At 41.9% G+C, this 17,772-nt stretch carries 17 protein-coding genes; 5 read left to right on the forward strand and 12 right to left on the reverse strand.

The window, feature by feature from the left end:
• Positions 1-137: 137 nt before the first annotated feature.
• From B7698_RS02435 to B7698_RS02450, 4 genes are all read right to left on the reverse strand, one after another.
• Entirely contained in the window at positions 138-2,102 is a 1,965-nt protein-coding gene (locus B7698_RS02435; RefSeq protein WP_084864533.1) for a peptide ABC transporter substrate-binding protein, read from the reverse strand.
• 138 nt (positions 2,103-2,240) lie between these two features.
• Positions 2,241-2,375: a 50S ribosomal protein L34 gene (gene rpmH, locus B7698_RS02440; protein WP_000831905.1), complete on the reverse strand. Its 135-nt coding sequence runs from the start codon at positions 2,373-2,375 to the stop codon at positions 2,241-2,243.
• A gap of 144 nt (positions 2,376-2,519) precedes the next feature.
• On the reverse strand, positions 2,520-3,734 hold the full coding sequence (locus B7698_RS02445; protein WP_000666457.1) for a pyridoxal phosphate-dependent aminotransferase: 1,215 nt from the start codon (positions 3,732-3,734) through the stop codon (positions 2,520-2,522).
• A gap of 153 nt (positions 3,735-3,887) precedes the next feature.
• The gene (locus tag B7698_RS02450; protein WP_192855087.1) at positions 3,888-4,190 is read right to left on the reverse strand and encodes a hypothetical protein; all 303 of its coding nucleotides are present in this window, start codon (positions 4,188-4,190) and stop codon (positions 3,888-3,890) included.
• Between the two features lie 161 nt (positions 4,191-4,351).
• Between B7698_RS02450 and B7698_RS02455 the strand changes: the two genes are divergently transcribed.
• Positions 4,352-4,804, forward strand: coding sequence for a universal stress protein (locus tag B7698_RS02455; protein ID WP_000079148.1), 453 nt, complete (start codon positions 4,352-4,354; stop codon positions 4,802-4,804).
• A 183-nt stretch (positions 4,805-4,987) separates the two neighbouring features.
• Here the strand turns inward: B7698_RS02455 and B7698_RS02465 are convergent, their stop codons facing one another.
• Positions 4,988-6,379: a Cof-type HAD-IIB family hydrolase gene (locus B7698_RS02465; RefSeq protein WP_084864535.1), complete on the reverse strand. Its 1,392-nt coding sequence runs from the start codon at positions 6,377-6,379 to the stop codon at positions 4,988-4,990.
• A 65-nt stretch (positions 6,380-6,444) separates the two neighbouring features.
• On the opposite strand from B7698_RS02465, the gene B7698_RS02470 reads away from it, so the two are divergent.
• Positions 6,445-7,407: an asparaginase gene (locus B7698_RS02470; protein WP_084864536.1), complete on the forward strand. Its 963-nt coding sequence runs from the start codon at positions 6,445-6,447 to the stop codon at positions 7,405-7,407.
• A gap of 51 nt (positions 7,408-7,458) precedes the next feature.
• Here the strand turns inward: B7698_RS02470 and ccpA are convergent, their stop codons facing one another.
• A complete protein-coding gene (ccpA, locus tag B7698_RS02475) occupies positions 7,459-8,469 on the reverse strand; it encodes a catabolite control protein A (protein WP_001090627.1) in 1,011 nt (336 codons plus the stop codon).
• 238 nt (positions 8,470-8,707) lie between these two features.
• On the opposite strand from ccpA, the gene B7698_RS02480 reads away from it, so the two are divergent.
• The gene (locus B7698_RS02480; protein ID WP_000886035.1) at positions 8,708-9,025 is read left to right on the forward strand and encodes a DUF960 domain-containing protein; all 318 of its coding nucleotides are present in this window, start codon (positions 8,708-8,710) and stop codon (positions 9,023-9,025) included.
• 197 nt (positions 9,026-9,222) lie between these two features.
• Here the strand turns inward: B7698_RS02480 and folK are convergent, their stop codons facing one another.
• From folK to B7698_RS02520, 6 genes are all read right to left on the reverse strand, one after another.
• Positions 9,223-10,035 (reverse strand): 2-amino-4-hydroxy-6-hydroxymethyldihydropteridine diphosphokinase, encoded by an 813-nt coding sequence (gene folK / locus B7698_RS02490; RefSeq protein ID WP_084864538.1) that lies wholly within the window; start codon positions 10,033-10,035, stop codon positions 9,223-9,225.
• Positions 10,036-10,192: 157 nt separating this feature from the next.
• Positions 10,193-10,747: a GTP cyclohydrolase I FolE gene (folE, locus tag B7698_RS02500; protein WP_000380931.1), complete on the reverse strand. Its 555-nt coding sequence runs from the start codon at positions 10,745-10,747 to the stop codon at positions 10,193-10,195.
• Positions 10,728-12,050: a bifunctional folylpolyglutamate synthase/dihydrofolate synthase gene (locus B7698_RS02505; protein ID WP_084864539.1), complete on the reverse strand. Its 1,323-nt coding sequence runs from the start codon at positions 12,048-12,050 to the stop codon at positions 10,728-10,730. The genes folE and B7698_RS02505 overlap by 20 nt, the downstream gene beginning before the upstream one ends.
• 1 nt (position 12,051) lies before the next feature.
• Positions 12,052-13,026, reverse strand: a complete 975-nt coding sequence (folP, locus tag B7698_RS02510) for a dihydropteroate synthase (protein WP_192855088.1) — start codon at positions 13,024-13,026, stop codon at positions 12,052-12,054.
• A gap of 93 nt (positions 13,027-13,119) precedes the next feature.
• Entirely contained in the window at positions 13,120-13,827 is a 708-nt protein-coding gene (locus tag B7698_RS02515) for a CPBP family intramembrane glutamic endopeptidase (protein ID WP_192855089.1), read from the reverse strand.
• Between the two features lie 52 nt (positions 13,828-13,879).
• Positions 13,880-15,298 (reverse strand): NCS2 family permease, encoded by a 1,419-nt coding sequence (locus tag B7698_RS02520; protein WP_000359266.1) that lies wholly within the window; start codon positions 15,296-15,298, stop codon positions 13,880-13,882.
• 189 nt (positions 15,299-15,487) lie between these two features.
• Here B7698_RS02520 and B7698_RS02525 point away from each other — a divergent pair, with 189 nt between their 5' ends.
• Both B7698_RS02525 and adhP read left to right on the forward strand, forming a co-directional pair.
• Positions 15,488-16,300, forward strand: coding sequence for a Cof-type HAD-IIB family hydrolase (locus B7698_RS02525; RefSeq protein WP_084864541.1), 813 nt, complete (start codon positions 15,488-15,490; stop codon positions 16,298-16,300).
• A gap of 330 nt (positions 16,301-16,630) precedes the next feature.
• Positions 16,631-17,650 carry an alcohol dehydrogenase AdhP gene (adhP, locus tag B7698_RS02530; protein ID WP_000649186.1) on the forward strand — a complete coding sequence of 340 codons (1,020 nt, stop codon included), beginning with the start codon at positions 16,631-16,633 and terminating at the stop codon, positions 17,648-17,650.
• Positions 17,651-17,772 lie beyond the last annotated feature (122 nt).

A 17,772-nucleotide genomic window follows, 5' to 3' on the forward strand; every position in this document is an offset into this window, starting at 1 on the left:
CCGCAGGCTGCTCAAAGCACTGCTTTGAGGTCGTAGATGAAACTGACGAAGTCAGTAACATACCTACGGCAAGGTGAAGCTGACGTGGTTTGAAGAGATTTTCGAAGAGTATTAACTGAAAAGCATGACTAGGAATATCATTGAATATGGTTAGCTAAATCTTCCTGAGCTTTTTTATTTGACTCAGCTTTTTCTTTTAGCCATTTTTCATAGAGTTCTTGGTACTGTTTAGCAGTTACTGGCTCTTTTTGCAATTCAACATATTTGTAGTTGTCGGCATTTCCCTTATGACCAACAAATGAGAATGGGCCTGTAAACGGTACAGTCTTACGGAAGATTGGGTTGGCTCCACCACTTTGAACTGGTAGGAACAAGGCACTATCTGTCAACCAAGCTTGGGCTTCAGCATATTTTTCATAGCGGGCTTGAGTATCTGTGATTTCAGCGTCGGCCTCATCCAAGAGTTTCTTGTAGTCAGAAAGACCAATCTTGTCCTTGACTTCCTTGTCTTTTCCTTCAGTCAAGCCCACATTTTTCAACTGAGAACCTGTCTCCGGATCAAGAATAGCTAGGTAAGTCTTAGGATCTGAGTAGTCTCCACCCCATCCTGAGATGTCGATATCGTAGTCTTTTTGTTCTGCTGTATCTGCAAAATAGGTTGCTTGGTCTTTTTCATCTGGAGAAAGTTGGATAACATCAATAACTACATTCTCCTTACCAAGGGTTTCTTCCACTGTTTGTTTGAACGATCCAGCCTGTTGCACATCCAACTTAGCAGTCTGGTCAACTGGCATATCCAAATGAATTGGGAAGTTTACTCCTTGAGCTTGCAGACTTTCTTTGGCCTTAGCAAACTTCTCTTTGGCCTTGTCAGGGTTCAAGAAGGCTTGCTTACCATCGTTTAGGTTAATATTTGCCCAATCTTTACCGTAGTTGACAATTTTCTCATTGACAATGTCACCGAAGTTCTTATCGCCAACTTGGACAAAGTCACTTGGTGTAACCGTATTACGCAAGATACGGTCTGCTCCATCTTCACCATTTGTCTGGGCTGCATAGGCATGACGATCAAAGGCAAAGTTGATAGCCTGACGGAAATCTTTATTTTGCATAGCTGCGCGTGAATCTATCTTTTCCTTATCAGACTGTTTCATAGTCTGCTTGTAGCTTTGACGATTCACGTTGAAAAGATAATAGAAAGTAACTGAGTTTTGCGGTGTGTAGGTAATTTTGTCCTCATTTCCCTTTTTGAGTTCAGCAAAGACTGAACTTGTTGGGAAGATACGGCCGTCTGTATAGTTACCATCCAAGAAACCTCTAGCAATGCTGTCTTGGTCAGAACCGTCAAAGAAAGAGAGTTTCACTTTCTCGATTTTAACATTGTCCTTATCCCAGTAATTAGGGTTTTTGTCAAGTTCAATCAAAGATTTGGATGTGAATGATTTAAATAAGTAAGGACCATTTGACAAGATACTTGATGGTGTCACACTTCCAAAGTCATCTCCCTTAGACTTCAAGAAGGCTTCATTTACAGGATTAAGGATACTTGCTGTTGTTTTAGAGTTCCAATAAGTCTCAGGTTGGTTGAGGGTGTATTGTAGCGTGTAATCATCCACTGCCTTCACACCAACAGTTCCAAAATCAGATGATTTCCCTTCAACATAATCTGCTAGACCCTTGATAGAGTCTTGTACCAAGTACAAGTTTTCAGCCTTTTTATCAGCCGCATACTTAAGACCTGTCACAAAGTCATGAGCGGTTACATCCGCATACTCTTCTCCTTCAGAAGTGTACCATTTAGCCCCCTGACGAATTTTATAAGTGTAGGTCAAACCATCTTTTGACACTGTCCATGACTCAGCCATAGAGGGGATGAGATTGCCATACTGGTCGTTTTCCAACAAGCCATCAATCAAGTTGGTTGTGATACTAGATGTAGAATCTCGTGTAGAGGTAATATAATCCAAGGTATCTGGGTTATTGACAAAGATATAAGAGTACGTCTTGTCTGCATTACTTGATTGGGAAGACCCACATGCCGCTAGAGCTAGACCTGCTGTCAAAGCCATAGCTCCAAAAAGCATAACTTTTGATTTCTTCATGATTATTCTCCATTTTTTACTATATATGAAATATTATACAATATTTGAGCAAAAATATAAAGCCTTTTTAACTTTTTTTACAAAAATAAAAATCAGTAGACTCGAGTTCCTACTGATTTTTGTTATGGTTCGTTTGGGTTATGCAGCCAAAACTTTGCGTCCTTTACGACGACGAGCTGCCAATACGCGACGACCGTTTTTAGTTGACATACGGTTACGGAATCCGTGTTTGCGCGCACGACGAAGTTTACTTGGTTGATAAGTACGTTTCACGATGAATACCTCCTCATAGATTTTGTATTCGTTTAGCCGGCTATAAAGTGATCAGTTACTAAACATACTTTACTATTCTATCTGATTCTTTCACTTTTGTCAATAGCTCTAGGCAAATGTTTCCAGCTTTTTCGAATGTAAGCCCTATCTACGATACTGTTTCAAGAAACGAGTCATCTTTTCTTGGATTTGGGCCAGTTCATCAACACGAGGAAGGTAAACAATACGGAAATGGTCTGGTTCCTGCCAGTTAAAGCCTCGACCATGAACCAAGAGAACCTTTTCCTGCTTCAAGAAATTAAGAACAAACTGTTCATCATCATCGATACGGTACATATTGCGGTCGATTTTAGGGAAGATATAGAGTCCAGCCTTGGGTTTAACCGCAGACAAACCTGGGATATCCTGAATGGCATTATAGATGAAATTTCTTTGCTCATAAATTCGTCCACCAGGAAGGAGCAATTCATCAACTGATTGGTGACCACCCAAGGAAGTTTGTACGACTTGTTGGGCCAAAACGTTAGAGCAAAGGCGCATATTGGATAGCATATTGAGCCCTTCGATATAGCCCTTGACATGAGTCTTAGGTCCAGACAAGACCATCCAACCCACACGGAAACCAGCAATACGGTGGGATTTTGATAGACCATTCATGCTGACACAGAAGACATCTGGTGCCAAGCTCGCCACAGGCGTATGCACATGTCCATCCATGACCATGCGGTCGTAAATTTCATCCGCAAAGATAATCAAATCGTTTTGACGGGCAATCTCAATAATCTCCAACAAGAGTTCCTTAGGATAAAGGGCTCCAGTTGGATTATTTGGATTGATAAGGACGATTGCCTTGGTATTGGAAGTGATTTTTGACTTGATATCGTCAATATCTGGGTACCATTCTGCAGCTTCATCACAGATATAGTGAACGGCATTTCCCCCAGCTAGGCTGACAGCGGCTGTCCAGAGAGGATAGTCTGGCATTGGCACTAAGACCTCATCTCCATTGTCCAAAAGTCCCTGCATAGACATGACAATCAACTCACTGACACCATTTCCAAGGTAAATATCATCAATATCTACGTTTGGAAATTTCTTCAATTGGCAATACTGCATGATAGCCTTACGGGCTGAGAAAATCCCTTTGGAGTCAGAATAACCTTCACTATCACGCGCATTCATAATCAAGTCATGAATGACTTCATCTGGCGCTGTAAAGCCAAATTCTGCTGGATTTCCTGTATTCAGACGTAAAATCTTTTCTCCATTTGCTCGCATTCGCATGGCTTCTTCCAAAACAGGACCACGGATATCATAAGCAACATGCTCTAACTTACTAGACTTGTTATATTCTTTCATCTTGTTTCCTCAATTCGTCAGGATAGTAACATTATACCACTAGAAAGAGAATGCGACAAGTTTACTGAAATGTGTTACTAAAATCCTACAGAAGAAAAACCTCGCTAAAAGCGAGGAAATAGGGGAGATAGCAGGTATTTTGCGAAAGTCACATCACATACCAAAAGATAAACCTAGAAAAAGCAAGCCTAAGAAGGAGTCATAGAGAAGATTGAACATGAGGAAAAGTCCCCATATCATCAAGTAATCCCAACGCCCACTTCGTTTAGCGACTAGGAATAATACCAAATGGTAGAGTAGGTGAAAGACTAAAAAGCCAACAAAACCTGGATAGAGAAGCGGAATTAGCTTCTCTAATTGCCAGATCATGATAACTTCTAGCAAGACTGAAACTAGGATGGTTCCATAATAAAGGAAATTTAAATTTTTTGTTTCTTGAAAAGAGTGCTTCATCATTCTCCCTCCCTTCACTTCTTTCCTGCTATCCTTTCTTTTATTTTATCATATATTTATATATATTTTAAGCGCTAATATTCTTTTAGAAAATACTTTTTTTACTTTACTTCTATAGTGAAAAGGTTTACAATTATAGTAAGAAAATTTCAGGAGGTTTCATTATGGCACAACGTTACCAAAATATCATGGTCGCAATCGATGGTTCTAAGGAAGCGGACTTAGCTTTTGTCAAGGGAGTTCATTCTGCTCTACGAAACGACGCTAAACTCACCATCGCACATGTCATTGACACACGCGCTCTCCAAAGCGTATCCACCTTTGATGCTGAAGTTTACGAAGAACTCCAAGTCGACGCTGAAAGTCTGATGAAAGAGTACGAAAAACGTGCTAAAGATGCTGGTGTGGCAGATGTTCATATCGTCATTGAAATGGGAAATCCAAAAACCCTCTTGGCACGTACTATTCCCGATGCTGAAGAAGTGGACCTCATCCTCGTTGGCGCAACTGGTCTCAACGCCTTTGAACGCCTCTTGGTCGGCTCTTCATCTGAATACATTCTCCGCCATGCTAAGGTCGATTTGCTGGTTGTGAGAGAACAAGAAAAAACCTTATAATCACAAAGAAAAGGAGCTCAGCGCTCCTTTTTGTTTACTATTTATACTCTTCGAAAATCTCTTCAAACCACGTCAACGTCGCCTTGCCGTAGGTATGGTTACTGACTTCGTCAGTTCTATCCACAACCTCAAAGCAGTGCTTTGAGCAGCCTGCGACTAGTTTCCTAGTTTGCTCTTTGATTTTCATTGAGTATTATTTCTCTCTTTATGGCGTTCATAAGCCTTGAACTGGCGCTGCAGTTCCTTTTTAATAGCAGGTTCTGGAGCATATTTTTCTTCCCAATCATCTGGCTTTAATATTTTGTGGGTCACTGGATCAAAATGAGCCTTGCCATCTGGAAAAATTTTCCCCATATTGGCCTGATGGACAATATCAAAAATACGTTCTGGATCCACCCCCATCAAAACAAAACTACCGTAGGTAAAGTAAAGCGTGTCAATCAAGGCATCCACTTGCCCTATCAAATCTTGCTGAGCAGGGGTCTTCTTGGCCACTTTATCTGCCGCCTTATCAAGAGCTTGATGAAGTTGCAATAGAGCTTGATCAAAGTCCTCTTCAGAAGGACTGGCAGCTCGAACAAATTCCACCAATTCTTCTATTTTAAAGCCAGCCCTGTGGGTTGCACCTTCTAAATCCCAAGCTCGAGGTTCTTCTTGGGTTCGTTCATCCATCATGTGGTGGAAGGTCTTGACCTTATTGAAATGATAGTCACGGCTGACAAAGACTTTTTCTGAGGCCAGAACACCAAAATGTTCCAGGGCCTTGTGGATTCCATCTTGCTGATTGCTGGTAGTGATGTGCTTGGCAACTTCCTTGACACTGCTACTACCATTTCCCATAGCGACCGACATACCGACACCCGCCAGCATTTCTAGGTCGTTATCGGAGTCACCAAAGGCCATGACTTGGTTGAGATCAAAACCATATTCTTTCCCAACTCGTCGAATGCCTTCCAATTTAGAGTTTCCTTGATTGATGACATCTGCTGCAAAAGGATTGCTACGTGTTAATTTCAAGTCTTCAAAATCAGCTGCCGCCTTCTCAGATTCTTCTGGCGTCATCAGCATCAAAACTTGGTAGATAGGCTGATTCATTAGATCAAGCAGGTCTTCTTCCTTTTGGGGAACAACCTTGCTGACCATGCGATTAAAGGAATGACTCACCGTCCGAGTTAAAACTGAGGGAACGAAGCGACTGATTCGTTGGGAAAAAGAACCCAGACCAAAAGACATGATTTTGGAACCCAGCATGGCATCCTTGGTCCCTAGGGCAATCTCCTTACCTTCTTTTTTAGCATACGTAATGAGCTGGCGCAAATGTAACTTGGAAATCGGGCTCGTGAACAAGACTTTGTCTTTATTAAAGATATACTGGCCATTGTAGGTTACCGCAAAATCCAGATCCAAATCGTCCATCAATTCCTTAACAAAAAAAGGTCCTCGACCTGTCGCTACGCCGACAAGTACCCCTTGTTCTTTGACGATTTTAATCGCGTCCTTAGTGGATTTCAAAACACTCTTGCGATCGTTGACCAAGGTTCCATCGATATCAAAAAAAACAGCTTTGACTTCCATCCTATCCCAATCTCCCCTTTTGTGATACAATGATTATACCACATTTCAGAAAGAGTGAGTAAATCATGCCTAAGAAAATCCTTGTTTTACATACAGGTGGAACTATTTCCATGCAAGCAGACGCCTCTGGCGCAGTTGTGACCAGCCAGGACAATCCCATGAACCATGTCACCAATCCTCTTAAAGGGATAGAAGTCCATGCCCTAGACTTTTTTAACCTACCGAGCCCCCATATCAAACCCAAACACATGCTGGCCCTCTACCAAAAAATCAAAGAGGAAGCGAATAACTACGATGGGGTGGTAATCACACACGGAACCGATACTTTAGAGGAAACAGCTTATTTCCTTGACACCATGGAAGTTCCCCACATGCCCATCGTTCTAACAGGGGCCATGCGCAGCTCCAACGAACTCGGTAGTGACGGTGTCTATAATTATCTGAGTGCTTTACGAGTGGCTAGCGATGACAGGGCTGCTGACAAAGGAGTTTTGGTCGTTATGAACGATGAAATCCACGCTGCCAAGTATGTCACCAAAACACATACGACCAACGTCGGCACCTTCCAGACCCCAACACATGGACCACTTGGTCTGATTACGAAGCGGGAAATCCTATACTTTAAAACAGCTGAACCTCGTGTTCGCTTTGACCTTGATCACATACAAGGCTTGGTCCCTATCATCTCGGCTTATGCTGGTATGACAGATGAGCTGATTGATATGCTGGATTTGGAACAATTGGACGGTTTAATTATCCAAGCCTTCGGAGCTGGTAATATTCCCAAAGAAACGGCTGAAAAGTTAGAAAGCCTTCTACAAAAAGGAATCCCAGTCGCCCTGGTTTCACGATGCTTTAACGGTATCGCTGAACCTGTTTATGCCTACCAAGGTGGAGGAGTGCAGTTGCAACGAGCTGGTGTTTTCTTTGTCAAAGAACTCAACGCCCAAAAAGCCCGTTTGAAACTCCTCATCGCCCTCAATGCCGGACTAACAGGACAGGCTTTGAAAGACTATATGGAAGGCTAAGTCTCTTCTCTAAAAACAAATCAGGAAATCTGCACGATTCCCTGATTTTTTCTATTTCCGTTTTCGTGTTGAACGACGTTCTGTCAAACCATGAGGCAAGAGAACTTCACGTTCTTCCAACTCTTCCTTGTGCATAATCTTAGTCAACATACGCATACTAATAGCACCAAGGTCATAAAGAGGTTGGGCAATAGTTGTCAAGTTTGGACGGGTAAAGCGTGAGATTTGTGAATCATCACTAGTAATGATTTCAAACTCTTCTGGCACAGACACACCCTTATCAGCAAGGCCGTTCAAGACACCTGCTGCCAATTCATCACCTGTTACAACTGCTGCAGTTGCATTTGATGAAATCAAGCGTTCTGCCAAGGCATAGCCGTCTTCATAAGTGTATTTAGATTCAAATACCAATCCTTCGCTATAAGAAATACCTGCTTTTTTCAAGGCTTCCTTGTAACCAACCAAACGAACCTTACCATTGATGTCATCCACTAGTGGACCGCTAACAAAAGCGATGCGCTCATTTTCTTTAGCAAGGTAGGTTACTGCATCAATCGTTGCTTGTTTGTAGTCAATATTGACACTTGGAAGCTGATGTTCCACATCTACTGTTCCCGCAAGAACAACTGGTGTTCGAGAACGAGAAAACTCTGAACGAATTTTTTCAGTCAAGTGGTACCCCATAAAGATAATACCATCCACTTGCTTAGAAAACAGGGTATTGACAACTGAAACTTCCTTGTCATCATCCTCATCACTATTAGCAAGGACGATATTGTACTTGTACATTTCAGCGATATCGTCAATCCCTTTAGCAAGCGTTGAGAAATAGCCATTGGTAATATTTGGGATCACCACACCGACAGTGGTTGTCTTTTTACTTGCAAGACCACGCGCCACAGCATTTGGACGGTAATCCAAACGATCAATCACCTCAAGCACTTTTTTACGGGTGTTCTCTTTTACATTCTTATTGCCATTGACTACACGGCTAACTGTCGCCATTGAAACTCCTGCTTCACGGGCGACATCATAAATCGTTACTGTATCGTCTGTATTCATTCCATTTCCTTTCTATATCATACCTCACGAGACTCCAAAAAAAGAGACGGTATGAAAATTTCGTTTTCATGATTCCACTTATTCCATTTTATCACTATTTGTAAACACTTTCAAGTATTTTTTGAAGATTGTTTGAAAAAAATTTCATAGAAAGCTATGTTTATGAAGAAAAAATCACCTTTTCTTGATTTTTAATCCTATTTGCTGTATGATAAGGGAAAAGAAAGGGGGAAGAAATATGGCTTTTACCAATACCCACATGCGGTCAGCTAGTTTTGGCATTGTTACCAGCTTGCCTGATGACGTTATTGACTCATTTTGGTATATCATCGACCATTTCTTAAAAAATGTCTTTGAATTGGAAGAAGAACTCGAGTTTCAATTGCTCAATAACCAAGGAAAAATTACCTTCCACTTTTCAAGTCAACACCTCCCTACAGCCATTGATTTTGATTTTAACCATCCCTTTGACCCTCTTTATCCCCCCAGAGTCTTGGTTTTAGACATGGACGGTAGAGAAACTATCCTTCTCCCAGAAGAAAATGACCTATTTTAATACTCAATGAAAATCAAAGAGCAAACTAGGAAGCTAGCCGCAGGTTGCTCAAAACACTGTTTTGAGGTTGTGGATAGAACTGACGAAGTCAGTAACCATACCTACGGTAAGGCGACGCTGACGTGGTTTGAAGAGATTTTCGAAGAGTATAAAAACTCTAGCCTTCAGTTACAAGCGACTGAAAACTAGAGTTTTTTCTATTGTTTCAAAGCATTATACAAGTTGCGGATCGGTTGCTTTAATGTCGGATGGATAAAATGAGGCGCAATTTCCTGTAAGGACTCAAGGACAAAAAGGCGTTCCGCTATGTAAGGATGAGGCAAGATGAGGTCGTCTGTATAAATGACCTGGTCCTCCACAAAGAGCAAGTCCAAATCAATCAAACGAGGCCCCCAATGTACTTCTCTCACCCGTCCCATCTCTGACTCAATGGCTAACAAGGTCTCTAATAGAACTGGGGCCGGCAACCAGGTTTCAACCTCAACCACTTGATTAGCAAAGCTATCTTGCTCCACACCACCCCAAGGCTCCGTCGTCAAGATACTAGACTCTTTGAGAATATGGATACCTCGATTTCGCATTTTCTCAATGGCTTGTTTCAAGTTTGCTTGTTTATCTCCCATATTGCTTCCTAGGGCGATAAAGGCTCGTTGCTTGCGGCGATGAATGGTTACCGAGCAAGTATCTAGTGGCAAATGCACTGGCGCCCAAGGTTTTTTCAGTTCCAACTTCATTTCTTGGACAAGAGGATAGGCCTCAAAGGTACGTTCTACCAGTTTATAGGCTACCGTTTCAATCAAATCCTCACTCGTTTCCTGAAACCATGCCGTCCACTGCTGGCACAATTCTCCGTAATGGACAGAGGCTGTTAAATCCAAGTCTGTAGCCGCCTTGGTCATATCATAGGATAGGATTGCGGAAATAACAAACTTCTGCCCCAATTCTTTCTCACTAGGAAAAAGACCATGATAAGCAAAAATTTCCAAATCCTTAATCTGCAGTTGATCCATAATGATTCCTTTCTAGAAAAATCCGCCCAAAGCGGATTCTTTTTATAGTCAATGAAAATCAAAGTGCAAACTAAGAAGCTAGCCGCAGACTGCTCAAAACACTGTTTTGAGGTTGCAGATGGAAGCTGACGTGGTTTGAAGAGATTTTCGAAGAGTATTATAGTCCCATTAAACGATAAGCCTGGTCTCGGAGGTCCTTATCTGTTTCAAATAGACCACGAGCTACTGTCGTCAAGGTTGCAGTGCCTGGTTTTCTGACACCACGCATGCTCATACACATATGTTCCGCCTCAATGACAACAAAGGCTCCTTTAGCACCTAGATAGTCCATCAAGGCATCAGCCACTTCGATATTCAAACGTTCTTGAATTTGTGGTTTTTTCGAATAAACTTCAACCGTACGGGCTAGCTTAGACAAACCTGCCACACGACCATCTGGAATGTAGGCAATATGTGCTCTACCATAAAATGGCAAGAAGTGGTGTTCACACATGGTATGGAAAAAAATATCCTTTTCTACCACCATATTATCGTCAATAATCTCAAAGGATTTTGACAAATGTTCCTCCGCTGTTTGACCAAGACCTGAAAAAATCTCTTGGTACATACGAGCCACACGAGCAGGTGTTTCCTGCAAGCCCTCGCGGTTAGCGTCCTCACCAACAGCCTCGATAATCATTTTTACAGCCGTTTCAATCTTTTGTGTATCCATTCTCGTTCTTCCTCTCCATCAGATAGGCTCTCACTTGGCTCAAGAAATACAAGGAACCTGTGATAATCCTAACTGTTTGTTTCTCTTCATTTTTATCTGTCAATTTCTGCTCTAGAAAATCCTGCCAAATTTGGTAATTTAGATTTCTAGACTTGGCTGTCTCTTTCAGCACGCTTTCATCCGTCGCCCGACTATCGTCAAAATGTGTCAGGGTCAGATCGGTATCTGGAATTTCCCCTAGCAAGTCCAACATATCCTCCAAGGCCTTGGTCTTAATACACGTAAAGAGGATTTCCTTATGATGATCCGCAAAGCGTTCTTGCAAGTTTGCTAATAAAGCCTTGATAGCATGAGGATTGTGGGCCCCATCCAAAAGCAACAATGGGTCGCTAGACATGACCTCCAAACGCCCTGGCCATCTGGTTTCTTCCAAAGCTTGAGCAACCAAGTCATTACTAGCTAATTCTCGCCCAATCTCTTGGCAATAAGTATCTAGAAGAGCAAGCGCCATCCCTGCATTCTCGATCTGATGCAAACCAAGTAGACCTGTCTGGAAGCGACCTTGTCTGACAGCACTTGTATAGTCAAAGACCTCACCTGTCACTACACTTTCTTGATAACAAACCTGATAATCTGTCCCATAGGCAAGTCTCGGTGCATGTTTCCCTTCCGCAATGCGGTCGATAACGGCCAAGGCTTCAGGAACAATATGACCTGTCACTAATGGAATGCCTTGTTTGATAATACCAGCCTTCTGCTCTGCTATAGCTTCCAAGGTGTCACCAAGTAGGGCCACATGATCCAGTCCAATGGTCGTAATTCCTGTTAAAATTGGCTGGCAAACATTAGTACTATCCAAAAGACCACCCATGCCGACTTCCATGATAGCCACATCTACTTGCTCTGAGGCAAAGTAATCATAAGCTAGAGCTGTGATAATCTCAAATTCGGTTGTCCCCTGCAAATTGGTAGCAGATTCCCCCTCAAGCAAAGACTGATAGTCTGCCATGAGGGCTTCTAGCCTAGCCTCTGGGATAGATTCCCCATTGATGCTAATCTGGTCTGTATAATGAATGAGATAGGGCGAGCTAAACACGCCAACTCTCAGCCCTAGCTTTTCTAGCATCTTTTTCAAAAAAGCAATGGTCGAACCCTTGCCATTGGTCCCTCCGATATGGATGACCTTGAGTTTGAGATGGGGATTGCCACGCAAAGCTAATAGTTCCACCATTCGTTCCAAGCCAAAATGCGGTTGGTCGGTCCGATAGTGGGCAATCCACTGATTGTTTTCATTTTCTTTCATCTTACTTATATTGTTTTAAATCTAGATTTTCCGCTTCATCAGCTAGACGAATGGCGGAGGCAATTTCAACTGCCATCCTGTGACTAGCTACGTCATGCACGCGCACCACTTCTACACCCTGTCTCGCAGCGATACTAGTTACATGAGCCGAAGCCGTATCTCGATTGCGGAAACCAAGTTCTGTCTCAGGATTGACTTCAAAACCATTTTCTTCAAGGATATTGATGACAAACCGCTTGCGCGACACTCCAAGAAAGATTGGATAGCCCTTCTGATGGACTTTATCCAGGTCCCGTAAAAGAAGCAGATTTTCTTTCTTGGTCAGACCAAAGCCGATTCCTGGATCCAACAGGATATTTTCTTGTGCGATTCCAGCTTGATTTGCTCTCGCTAGTGCCCGTTCAAAGAAAGGCTCCATCAAGTCTTCGATTGGCAATGTTTCAAAGTCAGCTAACTCTTCCTCTGTAAAAGCTTGTCCAAAACCAAAATGAGGAAAGATGAGCGAGCTAGGATGCTGAGGTCGAGCCATGACTGGATTAAACATAATGACTACTTTCGCTCCAGCATTTGCAACCACATGGGCCATTTTTTCATCACCCATGAGACCAGTGATATCATTGACTAGATTAGCACCAGCAGCCAAAGCAGCCTCTGCTACCTGACTCTTCCAAGTATCAATAGAGATGAGGATATCACTTTCCTTGCGAATAGCTTCGATCACTGGAACAACACGCTGGATTTCCTCTTCTATCTCAACATAGCTACTTCCCGGCCGAGTCGATTCTCCGCCGATATCTAGCATACTAGCCCCTTCTGCTATCAATTTACGAGCCTGCTGGAGTGCCTGCTCAAGAGCAAAAAATTGACCACCGTCCGAAAAGGAGTCTGGGGTTACATTGATAATTCCGCAAATAGCTGTCTTTGCATGATTGGCTTTACTTGACATATCGGTCACTCCCTCAAGGCTTTTCACCATATTATTTCTCTATTTTACCATAAAAAGAAAAAGATGGACACGATTGCATTCATCTTTTTCCCAGTAGAAACAAGTAAGCAATTGTCAAAAATCTTAAACAGAAATCCCTAATGTCCGACTAATGATCACCACAAGAGCCAACAAACAGAAAGCAACCCCATTCACAATCATGTGAAGTAAGATAGACATTTCCAAACGTTGGGTCTTGTAAGCCGTCCAAGACAGAACGATCGACATACCTCCATAAATCAATAAAGAAGGTAAATTACTTGGTTGATGCAATAAAGCAAACACAATCGTACCGACTACAAATCCCAAGTTCTCTTTTCCTCGGAAAATCTTTTTAGGAACAATCCCACGGCACAAGATTTCCTCACAAATTGGAGCAAGCAAGGCTAGCAAGAAAAAGCTAGAAATCAGAGAACTATTCTGAACCATGTCGTTAATCTGAGACTGATTACCTGTTGTCGTCTCATTTGACAGTTGTAACAAGATATAACCAAGTATATTTGAACAGATAATAACTAAATAACTCAAGCCCAAACGTGCCAAATCCTTCGCTCTAAAAAAAGAAAAATTAAAACTTGCTAACTGCGTTTTACGAGCTCCAAAAATAAATAGTGCCAACACTACAATCGAAATACCAGCAACTATCATTCCTGACTGTAACAGTGGCACTGCATTTAAAGTTAAAATAGCAGTAACTCCTATAGGAATCTGATATAAAATTGTCGCCAGCAAAAAGATTAACAGCCAGCCTGCACGATTCAATAATTCTTTCCAGATATTTTTCTCTTTCATCACCCATCTCCTTTGTATTAAAAAAGGGGGAAAATCCCCCTGGGTTATCCTATTATAAGGCCATACTGATGTAGTTAAGGATAAACAAGGCATCCAAAATCCAAATCATGACATGAACATCTTTAGCTTGACCTTTGACAAGCTTAGTCAAAGTGTAAGTCAAGAAACCAACTGCAATCCCTTGAGTGATAGAGTAGCTGAATCCCATAAAGATAGATGTGAAGAAAGCAGGAACCGCTTCAGACATATCGTCCCAATGGATATTTTTCAAGCTAGCCAACATCATAATCCCAACGATAATCAAGATTGGAGCTGTAGCGGCTGTTGGTACAATCGCTAGAAGTGGACTAAAGAAGCTTGAGATCGCAAAACAGATAGCTACAACCAAGGCTGTCAAACCAGTACGTCCACCTGCACCGATACCAGCAGCAGACTCAACATAAGTCGTTACGTTCGAAGTACCAGCGATGGCACCAATTGAAGTACCAATCAAGTCAGAGTAAAGAGCCTTATCCAACTTAGCTGATTGGTGATTTTCACCATTTGTCGCTACGATACCAACTTTTTCACCTGTACCGATCAAGGTACCAATTGTATCAAAAATATCTGTCAATGAAAAGGCAAGAATAGCCATCAGAGTTTCAGGCAAGCGAGCTGTATCTGAAATCAAAGCTCCCAAACCTTCTGAACCAAGAGCTGCACCAAAAACTGTCTTCAAGTCTTCAAAGGCTGCACCAACATGGTTATTAGCAAAATCGATACTAGACAAATCTACCAAACCAACTGCAATAGCAAGAATAGTTGTTGTCAAGATAGAAAGGATAATTCCCCCTTTAATCCCTTTAATGACAAAGAAGATTGTGATAGCAAGTCCTGCAAGAGCCACCAAAACAGCTGGATTATTAAAGCTAACCAAGCCTGGAACTGCTGAAGAGTTTGCTGCAATCGTTGCTTGAGCCTTGTCAGCCCCTTCTCCTACAACAGTATAGTTACCTGGATCAATCGTAAATTTCAAAAGTCCAGCATTCTTAATCCCTACATAGGCAAGGAAGACACCGATACCAGCTGAAATAGCTGAGCGAAGGGCATTTGGAATCGATTCAATGATCATTTTACGAACATTTGTCAAAGTGATAATCAATGAGATAATTCCACAGATGAAGACCATAGCTAGGGCTTCTTGCCAAGAATAACCGAGTCCAAATACAACTGTAAAGGTAAAGAAGGCATTGAGTCCCATACCTGGCGCTTGAGCATATGGTAAGTTAGCATAGAAGGCCATCATCAGGGTACCAGCAACTGCACCGATAATCGTTGCGAGGAATACACCCTGAGCAGGCATTCCTGTTTGCGAAAGAATTTGTGGGTTTACAAAGAGAATATAACTCATTGCAAAGAAAGTTGTTAAACCAGCGAGAACCTCTGTACGAACGTCTGTACCGTTCTCTTTTAGTTTAAATAATTTGTCCATTATTAATCTCCTTTTAATTTTTACGAACAATAATAGAATTATATCATTTATCATTCACTTTTTCAATATCTTTGTTTGATTTATTTAAGAATTTGATGAAATTTCTTTTTTGGTTTCGAATCTGCTTTTCTGCCTGCTTTCTGTTATAATAGTAGACATCTTATCTGAAAAGACACTAGAAAGGTTCCTATGACGAAAAAAATTATTGCAGTTGACCTGGATGGAACCCTGCTCAACTCAGACAGTCAAATTTCTGACTTTACAAAAGAAACCATAAAAAAAGTTACCGAAAAAGGACATCTGGTCATTATTACGACAGGTCGCCCTTACCGCATGTCAAAAGATTTCTACCGTGAACTGGACTTAGACACTCCTATGATTAACTTCAACGGCTCCCTCACTCATTTACCAGACCAAGTTTGGAACTTTGAAAAGTGTTTAACCGTAGACAAAAAATATCTGCTAGATATGGTTCAACGTTCAGAGGACATTCAAGCCGATTTTATCGCTGGAGAATACCGTAAAAAATTCTACATTACCAATCCTAATGAAGAAATTGCCAATCCCAAACTATTTGGCGTAGAAGCTTTCCAGCCTGAAGATCAATTCCAGCCTGAATTGGTGACCAAGGACCCTAACTGTATCCTGTTGCAGACCAGAGCCAGTGACAAGTATGCCTTAGCAAAAGAAATGAACGCCTTCTACCAGCATCAACTGTCTATCAATACCTGGGGAGGTCCGCTCAATATCCTTGAGTGTACCCCAAAAGGTGTCAATAAGGCCTTTGCTTTGGACTACTTGCTCAAAGTAATGAACCGTGACAAAAAGGATTTGATTGCCTTTGGAGATGAACACAACGATACCGAAATGCTCTCTTTTGCTGGGAAAGGTTATGCAATGAAAAATGCCAACCCAGAGCTACTCCCTTATGCAGATGAGCAAATTGCCCTGACCAATGACCAAGATGGGGTTGCCAAAACCCTGCAAGACTTATTCTTATAGTCCATACTGATACTCAATGAAAATCAAAGAGCAAACTAGGAAGCTAGCCGTAGGCTGTACTTGAGTACGGCAAGGCGAAGCTGACGTGGTTTGAATTTGATTTTCGAAGAGTATGACCAGCTTGCGAGCTGGTCTTTGTGTTCTTTTCACAGTCTCATCAACCAGTTAATCGATTGTTCTACTTTTTGCATCCAAAACCTTGGAAAAGGCTTTCTTTTGTGATATACTTCACATATAAATACAAGAGAGCTCGTCACACTCGACTCTGTTGACACAAAATCAATCCAGTCCTGTTTCTCCTGCTCTCAGTTAATATCAAGGAGGATAGCTATGAAAGCTGTTGTTGTAAATCCAGAAAGCACTGGTGTTGCTGTTGAAGAAAAAGTACTCCGTCCACTTGAAACTGGGGAAGCACTTGTAGAAATTGAATACTGTGGTGTTTGCCACACTGACCTTCACGTTGCCCATGGCGACTTCGGTCAAGTACCAGGACGTGTTCTTGGCCACGAAGGTGTTGGTATCGTTAAAGAAATTGCCCCAGATGTAAAAAGCCTTAAAGTCGGCGACCGCGTCAGCGTTGCTTGGTTCTTTGAAGGATGTGGCACTTGCGAATACTGTACTACTGGTCGCGAAACCCTTTGCCGTACAGTGAAAAATGCCGGCTACTCAGTAGATGGTGGTATGGCTGAACAATGTATCGTAACTGCAGATTATGCTGTCAAAGTTCCTGACGGACTTGATCCAGCCCAAGCCTCTTCTATCACATGTGCTGGTGTAACAACCTATAAAGCTATAAAAGAAGCAAAAGTTGAACCAGGTCAATGGGTTGTTCTTTACGGTGCTGGTGGACTTGGTAACCTAGCTGTTCAATACGCTAAAAAAGTATTCAATGCTCATGTTATCGCAGTTGATATCAACAATGACAAACTTGCCCTTGCAAAAGAAGTAGGCGCTGACATTGTTATTAATGGCCTCGAAGTTGAAGATGTACCTGGACTCATCAAGGAAAAAACTGATGGTGGAGCTCATTCAGCTGTCGTAACTGCTGTGTCTAAAGTTGCCTTCAACCAGGCTGTTGACTCAGTTCGTGCTGGTGGTCGCGTAGTTGCTGTTGGTCTCCCTTCTGAAATGATGGAACTCAGCATTGTTAAAACAGTCCTCGATGGAATCCAAGTTATCGGTTCTCTTGTTGGAACTCGTAAAGACTTGGAAGAGGCCTTCCAATTCGGTGCAGAAGGTTTGGTAGTTCCAGTTGTCCAAAAACGTCCAGTCGAAGATGCCGTAGCCATTTTCGACGAAATGGAAAAAGGTCAAATCCAAGGACGTATGGTACTCGACTTCACCCACTAATCTAATAGAAACCTATTTTAAAAGTTGGAATGCGCTTCCAACTTTTTTATATTAAATTTTAATATAAAAAATTACTATGTCTTCTTGAAACCTTATTATATCAATATTATTAAATACACTAT

The organism is Streptococcus mitis, assembly GCF_002096855.1.
GTDB lineage: Bacteria > Bacillota > Bacilli > Lactobacillales > Streptococcaceae > Streptococcus > Streptococcus mitis_Y.